This window comes from Neobacillus bataviensis (genome assembly GCF_019969725.1).
In genome coordinates, this window is sequence record NZ_JAHXYW010000001.1 from 427,719 (window position 1) to 453,928 (window position 26,210).

Genomic DNA, 26,210 nt, shown 5'->3' on the forward strand with positions numbered 1-26,210 from the left:
TTTTTTTAAAAATTCAGAATCTAAGATGTAACCAATTTCACCTGCCTCTAAATTTGCTTATCTGCATTATAGAAGATGATGAACAAGAATATTTACAGAATATTTACTGAATTTTTAACTATTTTGACAAACAATTTAAAAAATATTTACATTCATTAAAATTTTGATAATTTGTACATATTCCCATTGAAAAAATGGTTTGGAAGGGGGATTAACCAGCGAGAGTCAGCATCATGTTTTTTCAAAAAATATAAGGAGGTTTTTTCATGTCAGTAGAAGTGAAAACAGAGCGTTCTGTCGTAATCAAACAATCTATGAGTCAACCAAAACAATCTAAATTGAAAGATTTCTTATCTGTTTTAATGTTAAATAAAGCTGCTTTAGTTGGGGCAGTGATTATTGTTTTTTATATTCTCATCGCGATCTTTGCCCCACTTTTGGCTCCCTATGATCCATATGCAATAAAATTGGAAAATAAATTAATGCCGCCCTCTGGTGACCATTGGATGGGAACAGATGATAAAGGAAGAGATATTTTAAGCCGGATTATTTACGGTTCAAGACTTTCCATGGGTGTTGGATTTGCAGCTGTATTTTTCGGTGCATTCTTCGGTATTATTTTTGGACTTGTCGCCGGCTACTATGGAAAATGGGTTGATTCTATCATTATGAGAATGATGGACGTTATGCTGGCTTTCCCGGGAATCTTACTTGCTCTTGCGATTATTAGCGCCCTTGGACCAAGTCTGATTAATGTTACGATTGCAGTTGGGGCGTTTTCAGTCCCATTATTTGCCCGTATTGTCCGCGGCTCTACCCTTGAGGTCAAAAGACTCGAGTATATCGATGCCATAAGGTCGTTAGGTGCCAATGATTTGACGATTATTTTTAAACATATTCTTCCGAATATTCTTTCACCCATTATTGTCCAAGGGACATTAAGACTTGCTACTGCGATTCTTTCCGCAGCAGGATTGTCATTCCTTGGTCTTGGGGCACAACCCCCTTCACCTGAATGGGGAACGATGTTAAGTAATGGAAGGGATTTCTTGTTCTCTGCCCCTTATATTGCTATTTTCCCAGGGTTAACGATATCAATACTCGTACTTGGATTTAATATTTTCGGAGATGGATTACGCGATGCGTTCGATCCACGAATGAAAAAATAATAGTTTAAAAGGAGGATGGCCCATCAATGTTAATGTTTATTTTTCGTCGTTTATTACAAACCATCCCGGTCGTAATCGGGGTAACGTTCGTTGTTTTCTTCATTATGCAGCTCGTTCCTGGTGATCCTGCCGTTTTGCTCGCAGGTGAGGGGGCTTCTAAAGAAACTATTAATGGAATTCGTGAACAATTAGGATTAAACCGGCCTTTATTGGTTCAATATTTTGATTACTTAACGAATATCTTTCATGGTGATTTTGGCACTTCGTTAAAAAATAGCCAGCCAGTTTTGGATGAAATTATGGTTCGCTTACCGATCACCATGGAGCTTGCATTTTTTAGTATTCTTATCACCATCATTTTAGGGATGGCTGCTGGGATTATTTCAGCAATAAAGCCTTACTCCCTTACAGATACAGGTGTAATGTTAGTTGCCCTTCTAGGGATTTCACTTCCAAGCTTTTGGTTTGGATTGATGATGATGTATTTCTTTTCCGTTAAGCTGCAAATTCTTCCCGTTGCCGGATGGGACAGCATCTTGCATGTTATTCTTCCGTCCCTTACATTAGGTGCCGGGGGTGCCGCCATCGTAGCCCGGATGACTAGATCTAGTATGTTAGAGGTCGTTCGTCAGGATTATATCCGGACAGCGCGTGCCAAAGGACTTCGTGAACGCGTAATTATTTATAAACATGCTTTAAGAAATGCTCTAATTCCAGTTATCACCGTAGTGGGGTTACAATTTGGTTCTCTTCTTGGGGGAACGGTACTTGTTGAATCGATATTCGCCATCAATGGACTAGGCCGTATGATTGTAGATGCGATTCGGATGCGCGATTTACCAATGGTCCAGGGCGGAGTATTAATGGCCTCGCTTATCTTCGTAATCGTGAATTTATTTGTAGATGTATTTTATCGATTCTTCAATAAACGGATTGAATTAAATTAATAGGTGGTGAATGTAGACATGACTGAGAAAAACAAACCTATATTAGAAGTCAAAGGATTAAAAACCCATTTTTATACGAAGCGGGGCGTAAGTAAAGCAGTAGATGGCATCGATTTTACACTTAAAAAGGGTGAGACCTTGGGTATTGTCGGCGAATCCGGCTGTGGGAAAAGTATGACATCCCTTTCGATTCTCCGTTTAATCCCCTCCCCTCCTGGTAAAATCGCGGGCGGGCAGATTCTTTTCAAAGGAAAGGATTTGGTGTCCCTTCCAGAGGACGAAATGAGGAAAATTCGCGGAAACGAAATTTCAATGATCTTCCAAGAGCCGATGACCTCTTTAAATCCCGTCATTCCGGTTGGTGAACAAATTGCGGAAGCTTTAAGACTACATCAAAATATGGGAAAAAAAGAAGCATGGACTAAATCCATTGAAATGCTCAAACTCGTTGGAATCCCCTCTCCTGATAAAAGGGCAAAGCAGGAGCCTTTCCAATTAAGCGGCGGTATGCGCCAGAGGGTCATGATTGCGATGGCACTCGCCTGTACCCCTGAGGTATTAATTGCTGACGAACCAACGACAGCTTTGGATGTTACGATCCAAGCACAAATACTAGCGTTAATTAAAGACCTGCAAACCAAGTTAGGCATGGGTGTCATCATGATTACACATGATTTGGGAGTTGTCGCAGAAACATGTGACTCCGTTGCAGTTATGTATGCCGGCAATATTGTCGAGCATGCAGCTACCGAATACATCTTCACCAACCCAAAGCATCCCTATACCCTAGGGTTAATAAATTCTTTACCGAAGATTCACGAAGATCAGGAAGAATTACAAACGATTGAAGGCAGTGTCCCAAGTCCTTATAATATGCCGATTGGCTGCAGGTTCGCCTCAAGATGCCCTTTCCAGCAGCCAATATGTCATTCCAAACAGCCGGAGTTAGTAGAACAAGCTGATGGCTCAAAGGTTCGCTGTTGGATGTATACAGATAAATGGACTGGTCAAGTTATTGAAAAGGAGGCTGTACAATAATGCAAACTGTGGAAAAAAAGAAATTATTATTAGAAGTGGATCATTTAAAGCAGTATTTCCCAGTTAAGACAGACTCCGTATTTAAACCAAAAAACTATGTAAAAGCTGTTGATGATGTTTCCTTCCATCTCTATGAAGGGGAAACGTTAAGTATTGTCGGTGAATCTGGCTGCGGAAAATCAACGACTGGACGAGCGATTTTAAGACTGGATGAACCGACAGACGGAAAAGTCTTATATTCTGGGCAAAATATACTCGATTTTAATAAAAAAGAAATGAGAAAGCTTAGAGGAGATCTGCAGGTTATTTTCCAGGATCCTTTTGCCTCACTCAACCCACGGCAAACGGTCAAGCAAATATTAAATGAAGCAATGGCGATTCAACAAGTTGTTCCGAAGGAAAAACGGATGGAAAGAATGTTAGAATTACTTGGTTATGTCGGTCTTCCTGAGGAAGCACTAGATCGCTATCCCCACGAGTTTAGCGGAGGGCAGCGACAGCGGATTGGAATTGCCCGCGCTCTTGCGGTAAATCCTAAATTAATTATTTGTGATGAGGCGGTTTCTGCTTTAGATGTATCCATCCAAGCGCAAATACTAAATCTATTAAAAAAGCTGCAAAATCAATTTCAACTCACCTTCCTTTTTATTTCGCACGATTTAAGTGTCGTACGTCATATTTCTGACCGGGTTATGGTAATGTATCTTGGTAAGGTCGTTGAAATTGCAGAAAAGAAAGCACTATTTGATTCACCGCATCATCCTTATACAAAGGCATTATTATCATCTATTCCTGTTCCAAATCCAACGTATTCAAGGGAGAAAGTTATATTAAAAGGAGATGTCCCCTCCCCTATCGACCCGCCTAGCGGATGTCGTTTTCATACCCGCTGTCCGTTTGCGACAGAGAGGTGTAAAATAGAAGAACCTGCTTTACGCGAGATAAATAAAAATCATTATGTCAGCTGCCATTTTGCAGAGCAGCTATTCCAATAAAGCTATTTTCAAAAATGAAATAAATTAGATAAAATATTATATTAAAAAAGGGAGTGAGGTTTGACTCCCTTTTTCTACATCTAAAGGAGCATCTCGTTCCATGCTTAATATTGAAACCTTCTCCCTTTATATCATGCTATGTGTGTTAGCCCCTTTATTAGGTGCTTTTACCTTGTTGTTCTTATTTGTATTTGAAAAAAGAATTGACCTTCTAGAAAAACAAACACGGGAAATTGCCCTTGAAAAAGAGCTGCAAACAGCGCTATATAATCAATTAAATCAAGAAATCCAGCCGCATTTTCTCTTTAATACATTAAATTCGATTTTAAGCTTAGCCAGGTTAGACAGAAAATCGGAACTAATTCGCTCGATTGAAACTCTTTCAAGATTACTTAAATTTAAATATAAAACCAATTCCCCCCTTATTACAATCAATGAGGAATTATCTTATATTAATTACTACTTGGAAATACAAAAAATAAGGTTTCGTGAAAGACTTCATTATGAAATATCGATCGATCCAGAGGTTGGCCAATCAGTTATTATCCCTTTTTTAATTCAAACTCTTGTCGAGAATGCCTTTAAACATGCCTTTGAAAAGCATATCGGTGAAGCCTTTTTAAAAATCATAATTAATAAAAAAAATGAAGAAGTATATGTAACCGTTTGGAATAATGCTCTAGAAGGACAGGTCCTCCAATCTAACGATGGCGGGCTTGGATTAGAGAATATCGCCAAAAGGCTTGAGATTCTTTTTCCCGGAGATCGTACTTCCGTAACATTAAACAATACAGATATTGGGACCACTGTAACCGCCATTTTCCCATTAGCAAAAGAAGGTGCAATGTAATGAATATCCTTTTAGTCGATGATGAACCGCTTGAATTAGAACAACTTGAATATTTAATTCAGAAAAAATTTCCAAACTGGAAATTTTTCAAGGCCCTGGATGCCTCCCAAGCCCTTCAAATTATCAAACAACATGAAATCTTTCTTGCTTTTTTAGATATCCAGCTGCCAGGAAAATCTGGTTTGGAGTTAGCGAAGGAACTGACCAGTTCTTATTCGATGGACATTATTATGGTGACAGCATTCCAAAATTTTGAATATGCACAGGCCTCGATAAGATTAGGGGTTGTTGATTACATTACAAAGCCTGTTATTGAAGACGAGCTGATGGGTGTATTGAGTAAGTATGAAAGGTTGGGGCGATATACTGAGCCAATCATAAACGCATTACAAATCATCCACCAGGAATATAGTGAAAAATTATCATTGAATTATTTGGCGTCTAAAATCCACATTAACCCTGCTTATTTAAGCAGAAAATTTCATGAGGAAGTCGGGATGGGCTTTTCGGAATATTTAAATGATTACCGTTTAAAAGAAGCGCAAAAAATGCTAATCGATTCCCCTGATTTAAGCATTAGCACAATCTCTGAAAGATGCGGCTTTAACAGCCAGCACTACTTTAGTCAAATCTTTCGAAAAATGACTGGACAATCACCCCGTGACTACCGTTTAAAGGAGACATACCGTTGAATAAGAATTCTTATCAATTTTATATTAGCGGTGCAATTAAATTAGGTGTTGGCTTTGGGGTTGTCAGTCTTTTAGCAAGGTGGATAACAGGCAATACCATCCTTTCCTCTCCTGAAACGTTAATTAAATACGGATTAACAGGAGGACTCGGCTATTCATTAATGGGGGCATTAGCTCTCATTTTGTTTGGATTTATTGCCAAGGTATTGCGTGATAAATTCCCTGAGGAACAAACGATTGGGGATGTATTAAGAAAAAAATTAACACCTGCCGGCTACTGGATTGTCATCGCTGTGCTTATTTTTACGAGCCTGCACTCTTTATTTATTCAGGCAATGGGTGCCGGAATTCTCATTCACATTATGTTCCCTATTCCTGTTTTTATTGGGATGTTGTTGTTTTTAGGATTTTGTTTTTTTGTCGGGGGAGTGGGTGGAATGCAGCGGATCCATCAACTTGCAGGTGTGAATGTCACCTTAATCTTCGGGACCGTTATCGTTATCCCTGTCTATTTCTATATCCAGGAAGGTGTTCATCCTGTTTACGAGGGAATCAAATTATATCATCCGTACATTTTATTCTTTAAAAATACAGATTCGATCTGGTTTATTTTCACAGCTATCTTGATTGGTTTTGGACAGGCCATGATTGACCGGGCAACATGGCAAAGAGTTTTTATTATTCAACGAGAAAAAGTACAGATGACCTTTACCCTTGCAGGTGTTATTTGGGCCACGGTTCCACTGGCCTTTACCTCACTCCTCATGATTATTATGTTTGGCAGAAGCTACAAAAATATATATTCTTTGCTGTTTGAACTTGTGGATAAAATTCAATCAACCATGCTCATTGTTTTATTTGTCTTATTTTGCTTTAGTGTCATATCGTCTGCCATTAGTTCAGAGCTCCATGCCACGACAACCTTGGTTGTTAAAAACATAATAGAATTATTTCGTCCTTTATCGGATCGTGAGAAATGGAAATTTTCCTACATTTTTTCCGGTATCGTGTGTATTGGTTTACTTCTTATTGTGAGTATCCTTTCACCTAACCCACTGCAGCTTTTGTTTTTCTCCGGAAATATTTATGCAGCAATCATAGTGCCGATGTTATTTATTATACTGAGCAACAAAACTTTACCTGTAATCATTCCACTTTCCTCCTTGATTGGTACTGTAGGTGGTTTGTTACTAATACCCTGGAACGACAATTTGCTGACCATTTGGGTAAGTTTCATTATATCTGGTGTTATCTGTATATTGGTTATGATTTATCAACAATTTTCAAGACGTTATAGACCTATAAGAAAGTCGGGGTGAGTCTTAATTGAAACAAGAAGATTCCATGATGTATAGCCCGGATTTATTACCAACAGCCCCCGAAGCTCGTACCTGGAAATTTGGACATTATTTCTCCGTTTGGATGGGCTCCGTACATAATGTCCCATCCTACGTTACGATTGGTGGTTTTTTTGCGTTAGGTTTATCCATATGGCAAGTATTTTTTATCATTATCCTTTCAGCCCTCATCTTGTCAGTTATGATGATCTTGAATGGGCATGCCGGAGGGAAATATGGAATCCCCTTCTCAATCTTAATCCGGACAAGCTTTGGTCGGAAAGGAGCCATTTTTCCGGGAATACTTAGGGGAGTTGTGGCAGCGATTATGTGGTTTGGACTGCAAACCTATGCTGGCAGCCTGGCTGTCACCATATTGATTGGGGAAATTTGGGCGCCCTATCCAGCATTAGGAGCTACTTGGAGCTTTTTAGGATTAAGTCTGTCCAGTCTTATTTCCTTTTTGCTCTTTTGGATCATCAATGTTTTATTTATTTTTACCGGCATCAAATCATTAGGGAAGTTAACGAAGCTGCTCTCTCCTTTGGTTTTTGTGGTTTTTGGCGGAATGGCAATTTGGGCCATTCATTTTGCCGGAGGAATCGCTCCCATCTTAAACTATCGGTCGAAAGGTGTAGACGGAAATAGTATTTTAATTATTTTAAGCTGCATTTCCGCCATTTTAGCCACGTGGGTAGCGCAAATACTAAGCGTTTCGGATGTGACTAGATATTCTCGATCCAATAAAGAACAATTTTGGGGTCAAGCTGCTGGGCTTTTGAGTACTTATTTATTGTTTGCCATTGCTAGTATTACGATTATCATTGGGTCAGAGGTTGCCTTTGGGGTACCCATTTGGAATGTTCTTGAAGTGATCGATCGATTTGATAGCAAATTTGCAATTGTCCTTTCTTTGCTAACCATTTGTTTATCGACATTATCTGTTAACATTGTTGGAAATATTATTCCTGCCGGTTCTCAATTTGCTGCCTTATTACCGAAAAGTCTCAACTTTAAATCTGGCGCAATACTTGCTGCGGTGATGGGTTTACTGATTATGCCCTGGAAGCTTATGGAGAACCCTGAAAGTATTTTTACCTTTTTAAATATGGTTGGAGGAATGTTAAGTCCTGTAATCGGGGTGATGCTTGTGCATTACTTTTTAATAAATAAAAAAGAAATTAATTTACAAGAGTTGTATTCTTTAAAAATCAATATGCGAATAACGAATGAATATCATATTCCTGCCATACTATCTACTCTTTTGGCCGGCAGTCTAAGCTTACTAGGAAAATTTATCCCAAGCCTTGAACCGCTTTATAGGGTATCCTGGTTTAGTGGAATCCTTGTTTCTGCTATTCTTTATCTAATATTCTATTATTTTAGCAATTGGTTTATTGCCCGCCGGTTGGGTCAGAATACAGCAAGCATACCAAAAAGGGGATAAGGGCATTATCCCCTTTTGCTATAAAAATTAAGTTAACGACCCAGAAACCAAGTTACCTTGGAAAAATACGGCTTTTCGGTTTGAACGCCTTGCAACGGCCTCTGCTGAACAGCTTGCTTCTACCAATACTATATTGGCTGTATCTCCTTCTTTTGGCCATACCCGACTGCCTTCTTTGTTTAAAGGAGTTATTCCGCCAGTTATATATTTTAAGGATTGTGCGAGTGATACTTCATCTGTCCAGCGGCAGCGTTCAATTAATCTTCCAACTCTTTCAAAGACATCCCCATTTCCCGTCGGCCACCACGAATCATAGATATTATCGTTGCCGATAGCCACTTCCACACCATATTCAGTTAAAAGATTTACAGGAGGAATGTTTCTTCCAATTGGAAGACTTGTAACAATTGAAATTCCTGCATCTCTTAAAATTTCCGCCATTTCAATTGCTTCTTCACGAGAGACATCTCCTAAACCAAAAGCATGACTGACTGCTACTCTTCCTTCCCAGCCTGCTTCTTTCGTTAAGATGGCAAGTCGCTTCATCGTGAATGTACCTAAATGGCCAGGATCATGTAAATGCAAATCAATATCGGCATTCCCTTCAACTGCCAAATCCATTAACTGGACCAACGAGGCTTCAATATTTTGATCGACCGTCGCTGGATCGACAGCTCCCACAAGTCCTGCCCCGTTCCTCAACGCCTCTCGTAATAATTCTGGTGTTCCGGGACGGAGTAACCCGTGTTGGGCGAACGCTACAATTTCTGAACTTACTTTATGGGAATAGGTTTCTAAGGCATGCTGCACGCCTTCTAAATTTTGCAATTTCACTTCAGGATAAATATCGACATGTGTTCGAACATGTGTGGAACCATAGGATAATAGCTCTTCAAGCAGCGCCTCTGCCCGCTGTTGTGTGCTGGATGGGATGGATGCGAGAATATTTTTTTCAATATTACAGCGGTCTATTACCCCTTTAGCCGGGATACATGCGCGCCAAGCATCACCCATGTAAGTTTTATCTAGATGGACATGCTTTTCAATAAAGGAAGGGAGCAAAAGCAGGCCTTTTGCATCTTTAACCGGATAATCATCTTCCCTTTGTTCTGAAGCTTTGATGATTTTTGCTATTTTCCCATCCTCTATTAAAAGGTGACAAAGTTCTGTCTTTGTTCCTACAACTCTTTCATTCTCTTTTTTATGTCCAGTTTCTAACCGAGCATTCTGTAACCAATATTTGTTATTCATTTCAAAACTTCCTTTCATTTTTTATTAACAAGATAAAAGGGGTTATCCAATGGATATCCCTCTTATCTGATAGAGTCTATTTTATTGAGACATCATTTAATTCCAGATAGCCAGATGGACTAATAGCAAAGCCTTTTACATCCTTTGAGACAGCTGCTAAATTTTCAATAACTCGAACTGGAATATAAACCGCTTCTTTCATTTCTAATTGTTGTGACTGGGCATATAATTCTTTCCGTTTTTCTTGGTCCTTTTCACTGCGGGCAGCTTCAATTAAGCGATCCGCTTCTTTATTACTGTAGAAGAAGGTATTCCCAGCTCCACCCTGTGAGTTTGTATGGAAAAGGTTATACTGATTATAATCGGCATCACCCGTCGCATTTCTCCAGCTCAGGATAAACATTTCAGTGTCTCCCTTGTTTGCTTGGTCAACAAAGGTACCGTACTCCAACACCTGGATTTTTAATTTTACTCCAATCCCTTTTAATTGTGATTGAAGTACTTCGGCCATATTCACTCTTTCTTTGCTATCCATTGTTTTAAGAGTCGCTTCAAAGCCATTTGGATAACCTGCCTCAGCCAGTAATTTCTTCGCTTCATTTAAGTTATATTCGTACGCTTTCATATCAGGATTGTAGCCGAAAACTTTTGAACCTAATAACGAATTAGCCTTCTTCCCTACGTTGTTATAAACCCCTTTCAGGATGGAATCCATTTCAACTGCATGGGCAATGGCCTTCCGGACTCTTTCATCATTAAATGGTTTCTTTTGAACGTTAAATCCAATATATTCGGTTCCATATCCTTCACTTCGATAAACATCTACTGCCTGCGAAGCTGCGACCGTATCCATCATTGGGACCGAAAGCGGTTCAGCAATTTGGGCTTCTCCCGTTTCCAGCATGGAAATTCTGGTGGTTTCCTCGGGTACGACTTTAAATACTACTTTGTCGACCTTTGCTTTTTCTCCCCAATAATTTTTATTTTTGGTTAAGACAATTTCTTGTCCAGGCGTCCACGATTCAAAAACAAATGGGCCTGTTCCATTTGGTTCTTTAATAATGTTCTTTCCGTATTTTTCGATGGTTTTCGGACTAATAATTCCGCCTTCATGGCTTGCCAAAATTGAAAGCAGCGGGGAAAATGGCTCTGATAAAATAAACTGAACAGTATAATCATCAATTACCTTTACTTCTTTTACCATTTTAAAAACAACAGCTCTTGGAGAAGCTACCTTAGGATCTAAGAGGCGATCAAATGTAGCTTTCACGGCATTAGCATTAAAATCGGTACCATCATGGAATTTAACACCTTTTCTTAATTTGAATTCCCATGTGGTATCATTCAACTGTTCCCATTTTTCTGCTAATAATGGCTGGATTTCGGCATTTTTATCACGGCCAACTAAACCTTCATACACTTTGCGGTGTGTAACGCTTGCTGCATTAATGGTAGACATAAACTGCTGATCTAAGTTTTCTGCATCAGACAAACGGGCTATCACTAGTGTCCCACCGTCTTTTGACGCTGTCTTCTTCCCAGTCTCTTTTGTGCTCACGTCCTTATTGGTTGAGCACCCGGTAATAAGAAACAACACCAGCATCACCAGAAATAAACTTCTTCCCCCCCGAATTGCATTCATCGACTCTACCTCCTGAATATTTTTATAATATTTGTTATTACTTGTCTAATTATAGAAAATATTCAGATAATTTTATTTCGAAAATATTTACTTTAATTTTCAATATCTTTACTTCTTTTTAACAATTTAAATAGAATCTACTACTTTAAAGGAAGGAGGAAATAATTCATTTTCTTGCAATCTCTGATAATCCCTTTCTAAATAGCCCTTTCTCATCTTGTTAAAATACTTCTGTCCTTTTGTTTTGATTTCTTCTAAATCTAAATTAGGGATTTTTTGATCTTTCATTACGATTTTTCCGTTGATAATAGATAGCTTTACGTCCCTTCCTGATCCACTTGCAATCATAGTCCGGATTGGATCGTCAAGAACTCCCAAATGATAACCATCTAAGTCAATGGCAATAATATCTGCTTTTGCGCCAACTGAAAGTCGGCCGAGATCCTCTCTTCCTAGAAATTTTGCAGCACCAATTGTAGCCGCCCGGAAGAAATCTGCGTAGGTGGAATCCTCTAGTTCTTTTTCGATGAATCGTGAAAACATACTTCCGGTCCGAATGTTTTGGAACATATCCGGTGGAAAGGTATCTGTTCCAAGCGCCAAATTGATTCCCGCTCTTTTATATTTTGCAAATGATTCTAATGCTGACATATGTCTGCCAATGATTAATGGACAATGAATGACAGTAGTGTTCGTTTCTTTTAAAAGAGCAATATCATCACCCTCACCTTTTTGCGTGTCACTATATCCAGCAATAAAATGAGCATGGGGAATTCCCGTTTTTGGACCTAAGAAGCCGAGGTTATATAAATACTGAATTGGTGTTACTCCGTACCTTTCTAAAATGGCATGGTACTCAAAGCTTCCCTGGGCTGCATGTAGTTTAATGGGAACACCTAATTGATCACTAAAATATTTTGTTTGTGTGAGACTTTCTGCCGTTTGACACTCAATCCGTTCCGGTGCGAGCATCCCCCTGACCAATCCATCATTTGTGCCGTCGAATTCCTCCACAAACCTTACTGCCCGCTGTAAACCTTCTTTTCCTGCCGCTTCATCCCAGTATAGTTTAATCGTACCATCAGGCTGTACCACTCTAATCCCTGATTGGTAGCTTGGACCAAGATAAATTCTTAATCCCAGACTAGCGGCATGATGTGCTGCCGCAGCAAGCTCCTCATACGTTTCTGCCCATTTTTTATAAAAAACAGATGTGATTGGCATCGCAGTCGTGATCCCATGAAGAATCAGTTGTGAATATGCGTAAAGGGATTTGAAGGCCTCCTCTTCAGCGGTCATGACCTCATGATGCCCGTTTTGAACATACTGCTCTGACCAAAGCAGGTTCTTCTGTCTTCTCGAACTAGCCTCTACATGTAGGATATCATGGTCAATATCCCCGAGAGCATTTAAATCGATAAAGCCTGGACTTATGACAGCATTCCCTGCATCGATTTCCTCGTTTACTTCACCTGCGTAATTTTTTCCAACATAAATAATGGTGTCGTGTTCATAAACGACTTCAGCGTTTTCGATTAGGACGTGATCATGGCCATCAAAACCGATGACGTATCTGCCTTTTAGTTTTGTTTTCATTTCATCTAGCTCCTTTCGTCAGAGTGGACCATAGTACTTCCTATTAATTATAAAGAAATAGTATTTTATTTATTTTCGGAATAATTACTATTTTTTAAAATATTTTTACTTCTAAATTTCGAAACCTCCAAAAATACCCCATTACGATTTGTAAGAGGGTACGTTATGTGCTCTTCATAGTGATCGAGGCCTTTTTCAATGGTGCATTTTGTCCTTCATCTCCTTTGATAAAAGACAATTTGCCTTTTTTTCCAAGAAGTATTTATCTAATTTCTTCGCACGTATGGGCGAATTGCTCATATGGTATAATTAAGGCAGAAATTATTTATTAACCTCACCCTCACTGCAACGGATTCCCCTTTTAGACTCCAAAAAAATGAACGAATTTCCAAATCGATTTCTGCTCCCTGGTATTGCAGTAAATAAAGGGGGGAATTTAGATGCTACAAGTCATCATCCTTCTTCTTTTTCTCATTTTCACCATTTTTCTGGTGTTAGGTGTGATCTCCAAAATCAAAAGAACGGCCGGAAAGTGGATTTACTTTAGCCTGTCTGCGATAAGTTTTATAGGTGTCCTATACATGTTATTTTTTCAAACTCTGAACATATTTGACCAAGGTAAACCAATTAAATCACCCACTGTTGAGACTCCTGTTGACAGCGGTCAAAATAACGGTCCTGTTCCAGGCAAAGAAGATCCACCTGTTAAGGAGAATCCGCCGCCGGAAACTCCAAATGAGGGAAAACCAGATAACCCAACGCCGGAAACTCCCGAAAAAATTAATGTACCCGCTGATGAAATTGTGAAGTATGAAGTTGTTAAAGGGGATACACTATACGCCATTGCAACTCGCGCAGAAGTAACAGTGGTAAAAATTAAACAATGGAATAACCTTAAATCCAATGTCATTTATACAGGACAGATTTTAAAGCTTTATGGAAAAAACGTAGAGCCCCCTCCGCCTGTTGAACCGCCGAAGCAGGATCCACCTCCAACTACAGCTTCATCCGTACTCATCTCTAACGGCAGCCTGCAGAAAAAAGAAATTGCCTTAACCTTTGATGCCGGAAGTGATGCCGCAGGGATTGCGATCTTAGATGTTCTGAAAAAATATAATCTTAAAGCAACCTTTTTCCTTACTGGCAAATGGGTTGAAAAGTATCCAGACCTTGCAAAAAGAATTGCCGATGAAGGACACGAAATTGGCAACCATTCCTATTCCCATCCTGATGCAGTAAAAACGTCTGCCGCTGCCTTTAAGCAGGATATTCTTAAGGCGGATCAGGCGATTAAAAAAGCGACCGGAAAATCCCCGCAGCCCTATTTCCGCTTTCCATTTGGTTCTTACAACCCCTTAGCATTAAAAACTGTTGGGCAGGCAGGTTATCCATACAGCATTCAATGGTCTCTCGATACGATTGACTGGCAGCAGCCATCAACCGAGACACTCGTTTCAAGGATAAAAGCAGGTGCAAGCAATGGCGATATCATTCTTATGCATATTGGGGGCATCAATACCCCTGAAGCAGTCGACGACGTCATTCCGTGGCTCCAAGTACAAGGCTACCAATTGGTTACACTAACAGAACTATTAAATTAAAGTAGGGCCGGCAAACCTAGCCGCCCTTTTTGCATTTTTTATAGAAAGAAATCATAAAATGGACAAGGAAGGTTTATTGGGGAGGGATTATTGCAGCTGAATATGAAAAAAACACTGTTAACCTATTTCTGTTTACTATTTGGAGCTGCGCTGCAAGGTTTCTCTATGTCTATCTTTTTATTTCCGCACTCGATTCCTTCTGGAGGCGCAGCAGGGCTAGCAATATTATTGAATCACTGGTTTCATTTATCACTTGGATTTTCCTTATGGCTGGCTAATATTGTTTTTTTAATGTTTGCCTTAAAATATTTTGGGTTCACCTGGACAATACGAACAATTATTTCAGTTGCAACAACCTCTACAGTTGTCAGCTTCTTAACTTCTCAAGTCCCCTTTCAGCATATAAATTTATTGTTTGATATCGTAAGCGGCTCCATCTTTTTTGGTATTGGAGTAGGTTTGTTGATTCGCGCAGGTGCTTCGAGCGGAGGAATGGTCATTCCGGCTTTAATGATCGCCAACTACAAGAAATGGAGCCCTGGGAAAGTAATGATGGGCATAAATTTTATTATTTTTCTATTAACCGCACTTGTTATCAACTATAAAATCGTTGTATTTGCAATTATTTGCCAATTTTTCTCTACCAATATTATTGACTATATCTATAGTTTCAAGTTTCAAAAACTAAGTTTTTTATCTGCAAACTGGAGAAAAAAATAGAAGATCCCTCCTACAGGATCTTCATTTCCCTTAAATAGGCAATGACTGCCTCGACTGACTCATCAATTGATAGTTTATTCGTTTCAATAATGATTTCTGGATTATCTGGAATTTCATATGGCGAGGAGATTCCTGTAAATTCAGGGATTTCCCCCTTTCTCGCTTTTACGTATAGTCCCTTGGGATCCCGATCCTCGCATACATCAATAGGACATTTAACAAAGATTTCAATAAACTCTTCAGGTTCGAATAACTGGCGAACAAGTTCGCGGTCCCCCTGAAAAGGAGAGATAAATGCCGAAGAAACAATATGACCGCTATCAACAAAAAGCTTCGCTACTTCCCCAATTCTACGAATATTTTCCTTTCGGTCCTCGGGCCTGAAGTTTAAATCACTGTTCAAGCCATGGCGGATATTGTCTCCATCTAATACATAACTTCGAAAGCCAAGTCCGAATAATGCATGATCTACTGCGTTAGCCAACGTTGATTTCCCGGAGCCTGATAAACCGGTAAACCATAAAACACAGCTTTTATGCCGATTTAATTGATGGCGGTCTGTTTTTGTAACAGCGGATTGATGCCAAGTAATGTTGCTATTCCCCATTTAATACACCCTTTAGTTTTTGGTATAAACTTCCTTCATCCCTTGAATCAGTATCTCTACAACCTCAGGACGGCTGAATTCCTTGGGGGGCTGTTCTCCGTCCTTCAGCATCCCTCTAACCTTTGTACCTGATAAAATAACATGATATTGTCTGTCATGAGGACACGTTTTTTCCGAGGCCATATTTTCGCATTTTTTGCAGTAAAAACTATGTTCAAAAAAGAGCGGTTTAATTCCTAATTCATCTTCAGAAAAGTGGCTGAATATTTTCTGCGAATCATAGGTTCCATAATAATTACCTACACCTGCATGATCTCTTCCTACGATAAAATGGGTACAGCCAAAATTCTTCCTGACCATTGCATGAAAAATAGCCTCTCTTGGTCCGGCATAACGCATGGAAGCTGGGAACACAGATAAAAACACCCTATCTTTTGGGTAATAGTTTTCTAGCAGCACTTGATAGCTTTTCATTCGAATTTCACTTGGGATATCATCCGCCTTTGTCTCCCCAACAAGCGGGTTTAGGAAGAGTCCATCGACAGTCTCCAGTGCTGTTTTTTGGATATATTCATGGGCCCGGTGAACAGGATTACGTGTTTGGAAACCTACTACCGTCTTCCAGCCTAATTCTTGAAATTTCAGCCTTGTTTGAAAAGGGTCTAAATAGTAGGTTGTAAACAATAATTTGGGCGGCCGTTTAATAAGGGTAATAGGACCTCCGACATAAATTTCTGCTCTCTCAAATAGTTTTTTTACACCTGGGTGATTTATGTCCGTTGTCCGGTAAACCATCTCAGCCTCTAATTTTTTGTCCGGAATAAAGATTTCCTCAATGCTCATCACGCCATAGACCGTACCATCATGAACTAAATTGATCGTATCTCCAGCTTTGATTTCCATTGCCTTCTTTTTGTTAATGGCCAGTGTAATCGGAATAGACCAAGGCAATCCATTTGACAATCTCATACTTTTCACAACTGTGTCATAATCCACTTTTCCCATAAAACCTTCGAGCGGACTATAAGCTCCGTTTGCGATTAATTCCAAATCACTTAATTCTAATTTGTCTAGTTCTATATGGTTAAGCGATAAATCGATCGGGTAATTAGGGTCTATACGATTGATTAATTTACCGCCATGGGGCACACTTTCACTCACCATTTCTTCCTCCCAAAACCTCTATTATTGATGAAGTCCGCATTCTGTTTTTGAATGATCCGACCAGCGGCCAGATCGGCTGTCAACTGTATTCTTGATTGCTTTTGTACATGTAGCACAGCCTATACTTGGATAACCTTTATCGTGCAATGGATTATAGGGGAGCTTGTTTAAGTGGATATAGGTCATGATATCGTCCCAAGTCCAATGGATAAGGGGGCAAATTTTTATTTTATGGAATTTTTCATCTCTATTAATATAATTCGTGAGGCTCCTTGTTGGGGATTGTTCTCTTCTTAAGCCAGAAATCCATGCTTTCACATCATTTAGGGCTTCTCTTAGGGGAACAACTTTCCTCATATGGCAGCAAAGATTGGGGTTATGCTTCCAAAGTTCTTCACCATACCATTTCTCCTGCTGGCTGAGTGTCATAATGGGTTTTTTCAATCTAATTTGTAATGTTGGATAACGCTCTTTAACTTTTTCAATTAATTCATAAGTCTCGGAAAAATGCAGGCCGGTATCAAGGAAAATAATTTTGGCGTTTTTCTTAACCTTATGGATTAAATCAATTAATACGATCCCCTCTGCTCCAAAGCTGCAGGCATAAACAATTTCATCTCCATATTCCTGGAACGCCCATTTTAACACGTCTAAAAAGTCTGGATACTTTTCTAGAATCTCTGCCTCTTTTCGTTCATCCCAATTTTCATAAGTCAACATTTCAGGCAAATCCTCCCCTCCCATTCAAAATGTAACGGTAATACATTCATTGTTTTCGATGGTGATCTTATTCATATTGTTTACATGACCATATTGATTATAGGAAATTGCCGCCCTAATCCAAGAACCATGGCCAAATGCTAGAATATTAGAGGATTTTCGATATTTTTCTAAAAACAATACAATTCTTTTCTCTAAATTTTCAATACTTTCACCTAAAACAATTTCCTTTGGGGATTGTCTCCACTTTTCACCGAATTCTTTAATCATGTCAGTCTTTGGCACACCTTCATAGGCCCCAAAATCTAATTCGTCCAACAAACTTTCTATTTCGCATTTATATCCATAAAGCCTTGCTGTTTGATGAGTGCGCTTTAAGGAACTGGCTAAAACATGAGTAAATGGGGATAGTTTTTCGAGAAGCATTTGATTGTCAGTAATCTCTTTGTTTACGGCCTCGGTAATTTCCGAAATTTCAATATCTTGCCGTCCTTGAAGCCAAGTCTTTTTATTCCATTCTGTTGGAAGATGTCTGATTAAGGTAAGTTGCATTCATGTTCCTCCAAAAAAAAGGTTTCACTTCTAAGGCCGCAACGCTGGGCTTCTAGAACTAGGACATCAGTTAATTTTACATTTCCTAAATTAACGTTCGGTCCGATTTCATTTATAAAGTACATTTGGTGTTTAGCGGAAGGCGCTTCAAAAATTATTTTATTATGATCAATATCTCTCAGTAATTCCTTAATTAAATCGGATTTTATGTTTCCGCATTGTTTATATATACCCGAAGTTCCTGAATCTCTTCCTTCCGTAATCACATAATCACAGCCGGCTTCTAGCAAAAGCTGCATTTCCTTTCTCCATTCAGAGACTGGCATTTCTTTATGGCAATCCTTTGAACCTACCTCTGAAATCACATGAAAATCCTGTTTAAAAAGAGAAATCAGATAGAGGCGTTCTTCTATTGGAATATCTAAGGTCCCGTTTGAAATTTCGACCCAGTTCACACCTAAATCATGTAAATATGTTTGATACTCTTTGAGTTTATTTTGGAAATAGCATTTTTCAAATAAAGTGCCACCGCAATAAGGAATAATATTAAATTGCTTATACAGCTCTATTTTTTCCTTTATGTTAGGTGTAACTACTGCAGACCCGATTCCAATTTTTGCAATGTCAATGTATGGGCTGTAATCAGCTAAAATATTTTTTAATTCACCAATTGGAGTTCCGAAATCGACAACTGAAGTCAAGCCGTAGGTCCTTGTTCCGGAAGTCCTTTTTGGCAAGGTTAAAAAATCCATAAGGATGCGCCTCCCCTATTTTTCTAAAATAGATTATTCGGAAATTGGGTGAATGTGTAAATAATGGGCCCATTCCTTAGAAAATAGGCATTTGCCTGAATAATCGAAAGCCTCGCATCAAACAATAAAATAGCTAATTATTATTGTCAGGGGTGTACACTCAGTGCCGAAGCAAAAACATAAAGGCTTAACGATTTTCGCCATCGGTTCCATTCCGATGATTCTTGTACTGGGAAACTCGATGTTGATACCGATTCTTCCAAAAATGAAAGCTGTGCTTGATGTTTCTCAATTTAAAGTAAGTTTCATTATTTCGGTATTTTCGATTGCGGCTGCTGTATCTATTCCCATTTTAGGTTACTTATCAGACCGCTTTTCCAGGAAGGCCGTGATCATACCTGCGCTCATTTTATATGGAAGCGGCGGTTTTTTAGCAGGAGCTGCAGCCGCTTGGTTTTCCAATTCTTATATGTGGATCCTAGCAGGAAGAATTATGCAGGGGATCGGCGCTGCTGGGACTGCACCGATTGCCATGGCTTTAACTGGGGACTTATTTAAAGGCGGAGAACAAAGTAAAGTTTTAGGATTAGTAGAAGCATCAAATGGCTTCGGTAAGGTTATTAGTCCAATCATTGGTTCATTATTAGCACTTCTGTTCTGGTATGCCGTATTTTTTGCCTTTCCGATTTTTTGCCTTATCTCTGTACTATTAACGATTTTTTTTATCAAGGAGAAGAAAAAGGAAAAAGAGCCGCCGCCAGTTGGAAAATATATTAAAGGGTTGATTTCCGTATTTAAAACAGAAGGGCGCTGGTTATTTGCCGCCTATTTAACTGGGGCAACCTGCCTATTTGCTCTTTTTGGAATTTTGTTCTATATTTCCGATATTCTGGAAAAGGAGCATCAAATTGATGGTTTATTAAAAGGAGGTATCTTGGCCATTCCCCTTTTATTTATGACCACCACCTCTTATATAACTGGAAGTAAAATCGGGAAAAAGATGAAATTAATGAAATCGTTAATTATTTTGGGTTTGCTTCTAATGACTGCGTCTTTTTCGACCTTGATTTTATTTCACAAATTAGTTCCTTTTTTTGCTGTTCTTGTGATTAGCAGTATTGGGACAGGACTTGTTCTCCCATGTATAAATAGCTTTATTACAGGATCTGTACCAGCTGATCGGAGAGGCTTCGTTACTTCTCTATATGGATCGGTCCGTTTTTTAGGAGTAGCCATCGGCCCGCCTATTTTTAGTAAATTAATGGAGTGGTCCCGTACAGGAATGTTTTTAACAACTGCCGGATTAACGTTGCTTTGCGGCTTGCTTTGCCTTATTCTAATTCATGTCGCGAAAAAAGAACCTGCAGAAGATAGCGACACTCTTTTTGAAAAATTACAATTCACATAAAGGGATGATAGGATTGCAAATATATTTTTCACCTGAGGTAATCACACCTCAATTTCAAGTCCTTAATGTCGTTGATTCAAAAAACAAAGCGGTCGGGAATGTTGCCTTTTTGTTTGATGAAAAAAAGTTGTTTGTTTACGGGATATTGGAAGAAGAAGGTGTGGGTGCGGACTTTAAAGATTTAGTGACTCCTTATTTAAAAGGTTTGACAAAAGCAAAACCAGGTCTTGATATATTCACCTGCTTATATATTGGATGTAAAAAAATTAAACTGAATGACGAGGAAGAAAAATAAAAGGTGACTCAAAATAATTACTTTGAGTCACCTTTTTTTGTTAACAAGACATTTAACCATTACATAATTTAATTTTGTAAATTCATCTTGTTATAGATAAATTCGGGGTGTGCCTAATGAGTATTGGTATTATTGTAATGGGTCTTATAATTGGATTTTTGGTGGGCCTGACCGGTGTTGGAGGTGCCGCGTTATTGACACCTGTATTAATCCTGTTAGGTATAAATCCGGCCATTGCTGTAGGAACTGATCTTGTATATAATTCCATCACCAAGCTGTTCGGTTCGATCCAGCATTGGAGGCAAAAGACAATTAACCTCCAGCTTGTGAAATACTTGGCTATGGGCAGTATCCCCAGCGCCATCGCCGCAGTTTCGATCCTCCATCTTTTTGATTCTTTTTTTCACAATCAAGAGCTGGTGATTAAACATGCACTCGGATATGTTTTAATATTAGTAGCCATAACCACACTCATAAAAACCTTTGCAAAGGATAAATTTGAATTGAATTCTTTTCAAATGAAACCTATTCATGACAAAAGGTTTTTAACAATAGGTATTGGCGCTATATTAGGATTTATCGTTGGGCTTACTTCCATTGGTTCAGGATCATTATTCGCTTTAGCCATGCTGTATCTTTATAAAATGAGACCCTCAGAGCTAGTCGGAACGGATATCGCGCATGCCTTTTTACTGGTCACCGCGGCAGGAATCATGCATGCGGGTATTGGCAATGTCGATTATCTTCTAATGTTTAACCTTTTACTAGGTTCGATCCCAGGTGTCATTTTAGGCAGCACCTTATCAGCCAAATTCCCTGCAAAACCTCTACGGACGATTATGGCCGTAATCATATTAATCAGTGGGTTTAAACTAATTTGACCTTGATGCCTGCTAGTTATTCAAGGTCTTTTTTTCTTGTTTTTTTCTTGTGACCTTTTTTACGAAAATAAACAAGACGACAATCATCATTTCCAAGAATAGTCCTAATGAACTCCATGTATAAAACGAATAATGGAGGTGATCCATATTGTTTTTATAAATGAGAATCGATAAAAAGCCCAGAATAAATGAAACCGGGAATAAAAATTTGTTTGTATTGGATTTATAAAGGAAACTAAGGCAATGGTTTAATGCATATAGTACATAAGAAATTTTAACAATGAAGGCTGGTACCCAGACTGCTACAATAATTAAATCCAGCCGGTCAAGAAAATCTGTTATATTTATTTGCTGAATAAGAATAAGACTTGGATACATGGCTTCTTTGACAATTTTTGTCCCTAAAACTGCAATTTGTAATAGAATTATAATAAAAAACAGGAATAACCCAATGGCAGTTCCAGTTATAACCGCGCTTTTTGAAGAACTAATTGGATTTACATTTCCGATGATAATAAGAAATAAAATAATCTCTCCCATCCAGGAAAAGGAGAAATAAACAGATTTCATTAAAGTTATGATGGTATTAAGACGTGGAAGCGGCATTAAATTTCCTGGCTCCCACTCATTCAGCAGCAGGAACGGAAGAAGACAAACGACCGTCAGCAGAATGCCAAAATAAATGGCATTTATTCTGGAAACTACTTCAAGCCCAGACATAGTAATATACGAAATAACTAGTACAGAAAGGACCATTAAAATATCAATAGGTGTATTTGGCAATAATACAGCTGCAATGAAATCAACTATTGACCTTAGATCTCGTAAAAAGACAGATATTACAAATAAGAGAAAGAGAAAAATAAATCCTTTCTCCACTATTTTGCTTTCCTCTCCGATGACAAATAAGTGTTTAAAAGATTCTGCCCCGCCTTTTTTTCCAAAAACAACAAAAATAATGATCAACGTTATGGGAAAAATCAGAAAGGGAACAAGCCAAGAATTTTGTCCCCCGATATGGACTATAATTTGCGGCAAACTGATAACGGTTGAGGAAAATATAAAGTTGGCTGTTAAAAAAATTAATTGGAGATTGGATATTTTTTGCTTCATATTTTCACAACCATTCTCGAAAGTCTTCCAAAAGTATTATTTAAAAAAGATGTCGCACTGTTTAAAGAAACATCGAATTCAACGAGCAAAGAGCAGCCAATTGCCACCAAGACGAGTAAATATACCCATTTACGTTCCTTCTTATCAATAATTTTTGCTTTATGGATAATAAAAACATAAATAGTAAGAGACAACCAAACAATTATTACTCCTAAATCCATATCGTCATTCCTTCTCAATCTTTCCAGAATTTGTCGCTCTTTGGATATCTGCATCCACATTTATACGTACCTTTAAGCTTGGCAAAGTATTTGCCCAATCCTTTTTCCACTTATCTTCCCAATCCTGATTATGAGTTTTGTAAAGATTCCAGCCAAAACCAAAGATATCCACTCCTAATGAGTGAGAGTGTTTTAATATTGTTTGGATATCACTTTTGATTTTTTTCTCCATTTGTCCAATAACCCAATGATAGGTTTTGGGATCCTCAATCCGAAGGTTCGGCTCATTTTCAAGCAGAGTGCCCGTTGCCCTGATTGAAAGATTAAACTCCGGTTTTCCGTTCACAATGTTAACGTTAGGATGAACTTGGTGGTTAATGATTTGCAAGGTTAATTCTTTATTTTTAGAGACAGGGAAAGAAAAGCTTTTCTTTTTCATTTTTTCGAGAAGCCACAAGATCCCTTGGGATTCATTTTTATTGGTAGTAAAGGAAAGCTTGTCATCTTTAAAGACGGCAAAACTACTCATGTTGATTTCTTTCCCGTCTTTTTCCTTTTTGATTGTGCCCGTATTCTCAATGAACGGAACAATTGTATCGATACCTTGTCGGTCTATATTCTGAATGGCATCCATTACCGTCATATTTATACCTGCTTTTGCCATCTCCCGAATCGCTTCGCCAGAAAATTGTTCCATTCTCGGCTGTGCCTGAAGCATATTGACAGCATCTCCTTTGGAAATGACCAGAATTGTCGATAATCTTGATTGCGGCTGAATGAAAACAGAATTTAAAGTCTCCATTATGCCCACTTTGGCAAGATCCTCTCCAACAATCATCACCCTTCTATGAGAAAAATAAAGCTTTCGAGATAATCTTGTTTGAATATCCTCGATACCTTGCCGTAGATTTCCACCTGTCCCCTGAGCTACTAAAAAAGGACCTTCGCCACTCGTTCCTCCGCCGCCGCCGCTTGAACCTGCTCCTCCAAGAGAGCTTGGCAAAGGGATTTGAACCGAAAAACGGTATTGCCGATTCTTTCCTTTATCTACTCCTGTTGCCACCACGAAGGCCAAATCGTTTACCTCAGTTCGATCCCAGCAGCCGGACAATAAAAAAACAGCACAAACAACCACGAATAGAAAACGAATTTTTCTCATTGGTTTATGAGGAGCTCCCTTCATCGCCGAGTTTAGGTGGAGAAGGCATTAAATGATCTCCCTGCCTTTTCTGATCCTGTTTCACAAATTGATCAGGGCGCTGATCCATTGCCCACCATGGAACCCTGATCAGCACATCCTTAAGTGCTTTGAAAGATAAAGGCGCCAATGGCGAGAAATACGGTACTCCGAACGAACGTAATTTACAAAGATGCGTCAAAACCAAAATAGTGCCGATAATGGTACCAAACAGCCCAAACATCCCTGAAAGGATCATTAATGGAAACCTAAGAATTCTTATTGATATTGACATATTAAATCTGGGAATCGTAAAAGAAGCAATTCCCGTAATGGAAACTACAATAACCGTCGGGGCTGAAACAATACCTGCTTCCACTGCAGCCTGGCCAATAACGAGTGCTCCCAGGATTCCAACAGCCTGCCCGACAACCTGCGGGAGGCGAACACCAGCTTCCCGCAATGCTTCAAAGGACAATTCCATAATCATCGCTTCCACAAACATCGGAAATGGGATCGCTTCTCTGCTGGCAGCAATAGATAAAAGCAGACTGGTTGGAATCATTTCTTGATGATAGGTGGTTACTGCCACGTAAATGCTGGGCAATGTTAGTGCAACAAAGATAAGGAATATCCGGAGTAATCTTAAAAACACCACAATATGATAACGCCCGTAATAATCCTCACTGGCTTGAAAAAACTGCCAAAAGGTGGCAGGCATAATCAGGGCAAATGGTGTCCCGTCCACTACGATGGCCACTCTTCCCTCGAGAAGATTTGCCGCAACCGTATCAGGCCGTTCTGTGTTTTGAATTTGCGGAAACATACTCCAAGGGCTGTCTTCAATAAACTCCTCTATATATCCGCTCTCCAGAATTCCGTCTATTTTGATTCGATTGAGTCGGGATAAGACCTCTTCCACTAGTTCAGGTGCTGCCAATCCCTCAACATAAAAAATGGCAATGTTAGTTTTAGTTTCCTCTCCAATGTCTTTTGAAAGAATTTTTAGGCGGTTCGATCGGATTTTATGCCGGACAAGTGCCGTATTAACCCTTAATCTTTCCGTGAATCCTTCTCTAGGTCCGCGAACCGCTGATTCTGTTTCCGGTTGCGCTACCCCCCTTCTTTCTCCTCCCTTTGCATCAAATATTAATGCTTTTGCGACCCCATCAACTAAAAGGACTGTATTAGCTTTTAAAACATTGCTGACCACTTCATCAAGTTTAATGGTTTCCCCTAAAGAGCTAATCGAAATAACTCTTTCCTTTAAAAGGTCAGCGGTTATCCTGTTGCTTTTGATATCTTCAATTAATTGTCTTAAACCGTGCATTTCAATAGCTGCAGAATCAACAAACCCATCGACAAATATTAGATAGGCCTCCACTTCCCCAACGATGAAATTCCTGAAAACAACATCCGAACAATCTTTAAATAAGTCCTTCAATATATCAATGTTCTCTGAGAGATCAGTTTGGACAACCTTATTTGTTTCATCACTAGACAGTGCACTGGATTTGGAGATTTGTGATTTTTTATATTTCTTCATAATTAGACTCCGTATTTTCATTTAAAAATTAATGTAACCCAGAAATAGAAAATTATCCCTTTTATTGTTGTCCTTCATAATTTAAAAACATGTCCTTTTATCGGAAAAATCAACATATAATTTGTTAGAAATAGTTAGAAACAGGAGGATTTCATGTTTACCTTTATTGAAAAAGCCGTATTGGGCATGGCATTTTTAAGAATTATCTCAGGATGCATTGAGATAAGTGCTGCTATTTTAATGATCAAGTTTAATTCCATTGAAAAAGCACTTATTGTTAATGGTTCTCTTGCATTAGTGGGACCTCTCATTTTGATTTTAACGACAACAATCGGTACTCTGAGCATTGTTGAAAAAATATCATATCTAAAGATGCTATGGATTTTCCTAGGTGTCAGTTTCATATTAATAGGCGTAAAGTCATAGAGTCTTTTCTTCCCCATCCGTAAATGGTATGATACTTTTCGAGATTACTATTTTACAAGGATG

At 38.8% G+C, this 26,210-nt stretch carries 26 protein-coding genes; 14 read left to right on the forward strand and 12 right to left on the reverse strand.

Annotated features, from left to right (window positions below; genetic code table 11):
- Positions 1–314 precede the first annotated feature (314 nt).
- The 8 genes from LC455_RS02165 (at position 315) to ncs1 (ending at position 8,475) form a co-directional block, all read left to right on the forward strand.
- On the forward strand, positions 315–1,169 hold the full coding sequence (locus LC455_RS02165; RefSeq protein ID WP_223588667.1) for an ABC transporter permease: 855 nt from the start codon (positions 315–317) through the stop codon (positions 1,167–1,169).
- Positions 1,170–1,195: 26 nt separating this feature from the next.
- The gene (nikB, locus tag LC455_RS02170; RefSeq protein ID WP_223587916.1) at positions 1,196–2,116 is read left to right on the forward strand and encodes a nickel ABC transporter permease; all 921 of its coding nucleotides are present in this window, start codon (positions 1,196–1,198) and stop codon (positions 2,114–2,116) included.
- Between the two features lie 18 nt (positions 2,117–2,134).
- Positions 2,135–3,154 carry an ABC transporter ATP-binding protein gene (locus tag LC455_RS02175; protein ID WP_223587917.1) on the forward strand — a complete coding sequence of 340 codons (1,020 nt, stop codon included), beginning with the start codon at positions 2,135–2,137 and terminating at the stop codon, positions 3,152–3,154.
- The gene (locus LC455_RS02180; RefSeq protein WP_223587918.1) at positions 3,154–4,149 is read left to right on the forward strand and encodes an ABC transporter ATP-binding protein; all 996 of its coding nucleotides are present in this window, start codon (positions 3,154–3,156) and stop codon (positions 4,147–4,149) included. Before LC455_RS02175 ends, LC455_RS02180 begins: the two co-directional genes overlap by 1 nt.
- Positions 4,150–4,249: 100 nt before the next feature.
- Positions 4,250–4,999, forward strand: coding sequence for a sensor histidine kinase (locus LC455_RS02185; RefSeq protein ID WP_223587919.1), 750 nt, complete (start codon positions 4,250–4,252; stop codon positions 4,997–4,999).
- Positions 4,999–5,691, forward strand: coding sequence for a response regulator transcription factor (locus LC455_RS02190; protein WP_223587920.1), 693 nt, complete (start codon positions 4,999–5,001; stop codon positions 5,689–5,691). Before LC455_RS02185 ends, LC455_RS02190 begins: the two co-directional genes overlap by 1 nt.
- A complete protein-coding gene (locus tag LC455_RS02195; RefSeq protein ID WP_223587921.1) occupies positions 5,688–7,010 on the forward strand; it encodes a hypothetical protein in 1,323 nt (440 codons plus the stop codon). The genes LC455_RS02190 and LC455_RS02195 overlap by 4 nt, the downstream gene beginning before the upstream one ends.
- Before the next feature lie 7 nt (positions 7,011–7,017).
- Positions 7,018–8,475, forward strand: a complete 1,458-nt coding sequence (ncs1, locus tag LC455_RS02200; protein WP_223587922.1) for an NCS1 family nucleobase:cation symporter — start codon at positions 7,018–7,020, stop codon at positions 8,473–8,475.
- Between the two features lie 27 nt (positions 8,476–8,502).
- Here the strand turns inward: ncs1 and LC455_RS02205 are convergent, their stop codons facing one another.
- From LC455_RS02205 to LC455_RS02215, 3 genes are all read right to left on the reverse strand, one after another.
- The gene (locus LC455_RS02205) at positions 8,503–9,726 is read right to left on the reverse strand and encodes an amidohydrolase (RefSeq protein ID WP_223587923.1); all 1,224 of its coding nucleotides are present in this window, start codon (positions 9,724–9,726) and stop codon (positions 8,503–8,505) included.
- Positions 9,727–9,802: 76 nt separating this feature from the next.
- A complete protein-coding gene (locus tag LC455_RS02210) occupies positions 9,803–11,368 on the reverse strand; it encodes a glutathione ABC transporter substrate-binding protein (RefSeq protein WP_223587924.1) in 1,566 nt (521 codons plus the stop codon).
- A 126-nt stretch (positions 11,369–11,494) separates the two neighbouring features.
- Positions 11,495–12,964, reverse strand: a complete 1,470-nt coding sequence (locus LC455_RS02215) for an amidohydrolase family protein (RefSeq protein WP_223587925.1) — start codon at positions 12,962–12,964, stop codon at positions 11,495–11,497.
- Positions 12,965–13,404: 440 nt separating this feature from the next.
- Here LC455_RS02215 and LC455_RS02220 point away from each other — a divergent pair, with 440 nt between their 5' ends.
- Together LC455_RS02220 and LC455_RS02225 are read left to right on the forward strand one after the other, a co-directional pair.
- The gene (locus tag LC455_RS02220) at positions 13,405–14,565 is read left to right on the forward strand and encodes a polysaccharide deacetylase family protein (protein WP_223587926.1); all 1,161 of its coding nucleotides are present in this window, start codon (positions 13,405–13,407) and stop codon (positions 14,563–14,565) included.
- Between the two features lie 90 nt (positions 14,566–14,655).
- On the forward strand, positions 14,656–15,285 hold the full coding sequence (locus LC455_RS02225; protein ID WP_317851392.1) for a YitT family protein: 630 nt from the start codon (positions 14,656–14,658) through the stop codon (positions 15,283–15,285).
- A gap of 10 nt (positions 15,286–15,295) precedes the next feature.
- On the opposite strand, the gene cysC is transcribed toward LC455_RS02225, so the two are convergent.
- Genes cysC through LC455_RS02250 form a run of 5 tightly spaced genes read right to left on the reverse strand, consistent with a single transcriptional unit; the run spans position 15,296 to position 19,080 of the window.
- Positions 15,296–15,892, reverse strand: coding sequence for an adenylyl-sulfate kinase (gene cysC / locus LC455_RS02230; RefSeq protein ID WP_223587927.1), 597 nt, complete (start codon positions 15,890–15,892; stop codon positions 15,296–15,298).
- A gap of 12 nt (positions 15,893–15,904) precedes the next feature.
- Complete coding sequence (gene sat / locus LC455_RS02235; protein WP_223588670.1) at positions 15,905–17,053, reverse strand: sulfate adenylyltransferase; 1,149 nt, start codon at positions 17,051–17,053, stop codon at positions 15,905–15,907.
- Positions 17,054–17,077: 24 nt separating this feature from the next.
- Positions 17,078–17,776, reverse strand: coding sequence for a phosphoadenylyl-sulfate reductase (locus tag LC455_RS02240; RefSeq protein ID WP_223588672.1), 699 nt, complete (start codon positions 17,774–17,776; stop codon positions 17,078–17,080).
- Positions 17,777–17,800: 24 nt separating this feature from the next.
- Positions 17,801–18,328, reverse strand: a complete 528-nt coding sequence (locus tag LC455_RS02245) for a histidine phosphatase family protein (RefSeq protein ID WP_223587928.1) — start codon at positions 18,326–18,328, stop codon at positions 17,801–17,803.
- On the reverse strand, positions 18,313–19,080 hold the full coding sequence (locus tag LC455_RS02250) for a phosphosulfolactate synthase (protein ID WP_223587929.1): 768 nt from the start codon (positions 19,078–19,080) through the stop codon (positions 18,313–18,315). The genes LC455_RS02245 and LC455_RS02250 overlap by 16 nt, the downstream gene beginning before the upstream one ends.
- Before the next feature lie 217 nt (positions 19,081–19,297).
- Here LC455_RS02250 and LC455_RS02255 point away from each other — a divergent pair, with 217 nt between their 5' ends.
- The 3 genes from LC455_RS02255 to LC455_RS02265 all read left to right on the forward strand — a co-directional run bounded on the left by LC455_RS02255 (position 19,298) and on the right by LC455_RS02265 (position 21,664).
- Positions 19,298–20,488 carry an MFS transporter gene (locus LC455_RS02255; protein ID WP_223588673.1) on the forward strand — a complete coding sequence of 397 codons (1,191 nt, stop codon included), beginning with the start codon at positions 19,298–19,300 and terminating at the stop codon, positions 20,486–20,488.
- 4 nt (positions 20,489–20,492) lie between these two features.
- Positions 20,493–20,783 carry a hypothetical protein gene (locus LC455_RS02260; protein WP_440446378.1) on the forward strand — a complete coding sequence of 97 codons (291 nt, stop codon included), beginning with the start codon at positions 20,493–20,495 and terminating at the stop codon, positions 20,781–20,783.
- A gap of 116 nt (positions 20,784–20,899) precedes the next feature.
- Positions 20,900–21,664: a sulfite exporter TauE/SafE family protein gene (locus tag LC455_RS02265; protein ID WP_223587931.1), complete on the forward strand. Its 765-nt coding sequence runs from the start codon at positions 20,900–20,902 to the stop codon at positions 21,662–21,664.
- Between the two features lie 12 nt (positions 21,665–21,676).
- Here LC455_RS02265 and LC455_RS02270 read toward each other — a convergent pair whose 3' ends face one another.
- From LC455_RS02270 to LC455_RS02285, 4 genes are read right to left on the reverse strand one after another with little or no spacing between them, the layout of a single operon-like run.
- Positions 21,677–22,777, reverse strand: a complete 1,101-nt coding sequence (locus LC455_RS02270; RefSeq protein ID WP_223587932.1) for a GerAB/ArcD/ProY family transporter — start codon at positions 22,775–22,777, stop codon at positions 21,677–21,679.
- Entirely contained in the window at positions 22,774–22,998 is a 225-nt protein-coding gene (locus LC455_RS02275) for a hypothetical protein (protein WP_223587933.1), read from the reverse strand. Before LC455_RS02275 ends, LC455_RS02270 begins: the two co-directional genes overlap by 4 nt.
- Before the next feature lie 4 nt (positions 22,999–23,002).
- Positions 23,003–24,157: a Ger(x)C family spore germination protein gene (locus LC455_RS02280; protein ID WP_223587934.1), complete on the reverse strand. Its 1,155-nt coding sequence runs from the start codon at positions 24,155–24,157 to the stop codon at positions 23,003–23,005.
- 4 nt (positions 24,158–24,161) lie between these two features.
- Complete coding sequence (locus LC455_RS02285; protein WP_223587935.1) at positions 24,162–25,721, reverse strand: spore germination protein; 1,560 nt, start codon at positions 25,719–25,721, stop codon at positions 24,162–24,164.
- Positions 25,722–25,874: 153 nt separating this feature from the next.
- Here LC455_RS02285 and LC455_RS02290 point away from each other — a divergent pair, with 153 nt between their 5' ends.
- The gene (locus tag LC455_RS02290) at positions 25,875–26,147 is read left to right on the forward strand and encodes a YqhV family protein (protein ID WP_223587936.1); all 273 of its coding nucleotides are present in this window, start codon (positions 25,875–25,877) and stop codon (positions 26,145–26,147) included.
- Positions 26,148–26,210: the final 63 nt, after the last annotated feature.

Bases quoted from the DNA above. Each gene is read 5' to 3' on its own strand.
- LC455_RS02165 (WP_223588667.1), top strand. From the start codon at position 315: ATGAGTCAACCAAAACAATCTAAATTGAAAGATTTCTTATCTGTTTTA.
- nikB (WP_223587916.1), top strand. From the start codon at position 1,196: ATGTTAATGTTTATTTTTCGTCGTTTATTACAAACCATCCCGGTCGTA.
- LC455_RS02175 (WP_223587917.1), top strand. From the start codon at position 2,135: ATGACTGAGAAAAACAAACCTATATTAGAAGTCAAAGGATTAAAAACC.
- LC455_RS02180 (WP_223587918.1), top strand. From the start codon at position 3,154: ATGCAAACTGTGGAAAAAAAGAAATTATTATTAGAAGTGGATCATTTA.
- LC455_RS02185 (WP_223587919.1), top strand. From the start codon at position 4,250: ATGCTTAATATTGAAACCTTCTCCCTTTATATCATGCTATGTGTGTTA.
- LC455_RS02190 (WP_223587920.1), top strand. From the start codon at position 4,999: ATGAATATCCTTTTAGTCGATGATGAACCGCTTGAATTAGAACAACTT.
- LC455_RS02205 (WP_223587923.1), bottom strand. From the start codon at position 9,726: ATGAATAACAAATATTGGTTACAGAATGCTCGGTTAGAAACTGGACAT.
- LC455_RS02210 (WP_223587924.1), bottom strand. From the start codon at position 11,368: ATGAATGCAATTCGGGGGGGAAGAAGTTTATTTCTGGTGATGCTGGTG.
- LC455_RS02215 (WP_223587925.1), bottom strand. From the start codon at position 12,964: ATGAAAACAAAACTAAAAGGCAGATACGTCATCGGTTTTGATGGCCAT.
- LC455_RS02220 (WP_223587926.1), top strand. From the start codon at position 13,405: ATGCTACAAGTCATCATCCTTCTTCTTTTTCTCATTTTCACCATTTTT.
- cysC (WP_223587927.1), bottom strand. From the start codon at position 15,892: ATGGGGAATAGCAACATTACTTGGCATCAATCCGCTGTTACAAAAACA.
- LC455_RS02240 (WP_223588672.1), bottom strand. From the start codon at position 17,776: ATGTTGACTTATGAAAATTGGGATGAACGAAAAGAGGCAGAGATTCTA.
- LC455_RS02245 (WP_223587928.1), bottom strand. From the start codon at position 18,328: ATGCAACTTACCTTAATCAGACATCTTCCAACAGAATGGAATAAAAAG.
- LC455_RS02250 (WP_223587929.1), bottom strand. From the start codon at position 19,080: ATGGATTTTTTAACCTTGCCAAAAAGGACTTCCGGAACAAGGACCTAC.
- LC455_RS02255 (WP_223588673.1), top strand. From the start codon at position 19,298: ATGATTCTTGTACTGGGAAACTCGATGTTGATACCGATTCTTCCAAAA.
- LC455_RS02260 (WP_440446378.1), top strand. From the start codon at position 20,493: ATGATAGGATTGCAAATATATTTTTCACCTGAGGTAATCACACCTCAA.
- LC455_RS02265 (WP_223587931.1), top strand. From the start codon at position 20,900: ATGAGTATTGGTATTATTGTAATGGGTCTTATAATTGGATTTTTGGTG.
- LC455_RS02270 (WP_223587932.1), bottom strand. From the start codon at position 22,777: ATGAAGCAAAAAATATCCAATCTCCAATTAATTTTTTTAACAGCCAAC.
- LC455_RS02275 (WP_223587933.1), bottom strand. From the start codon at position 22,998: ATGGATTTAGGAGTAATAATTGTTTGGTTGTCTCTTACTATTTATGTT.
- LC455_RS02280 (WP_223587934.1), bottom strand. From the start codon at position 24,157: ATGAGAAAAATTCGTTTTCTATTCGTGGTTGTTTGTGCTGTTTTTTTA.
- LC455_RS02285 (WP_223587935.1), bottom strand. From the start codon at position 25,721: ATGAAGAAATATAAAAAATCACAAATCTCCAAATCCAGTGCACTGTCT.
- LC455_RS02290 (WP_223587936.1), top strand. From the start codon at position 25,875: ATGTTTACCTTTATTGAAAAAGCCGTATTGGGCATGGCATTTTTAAGA.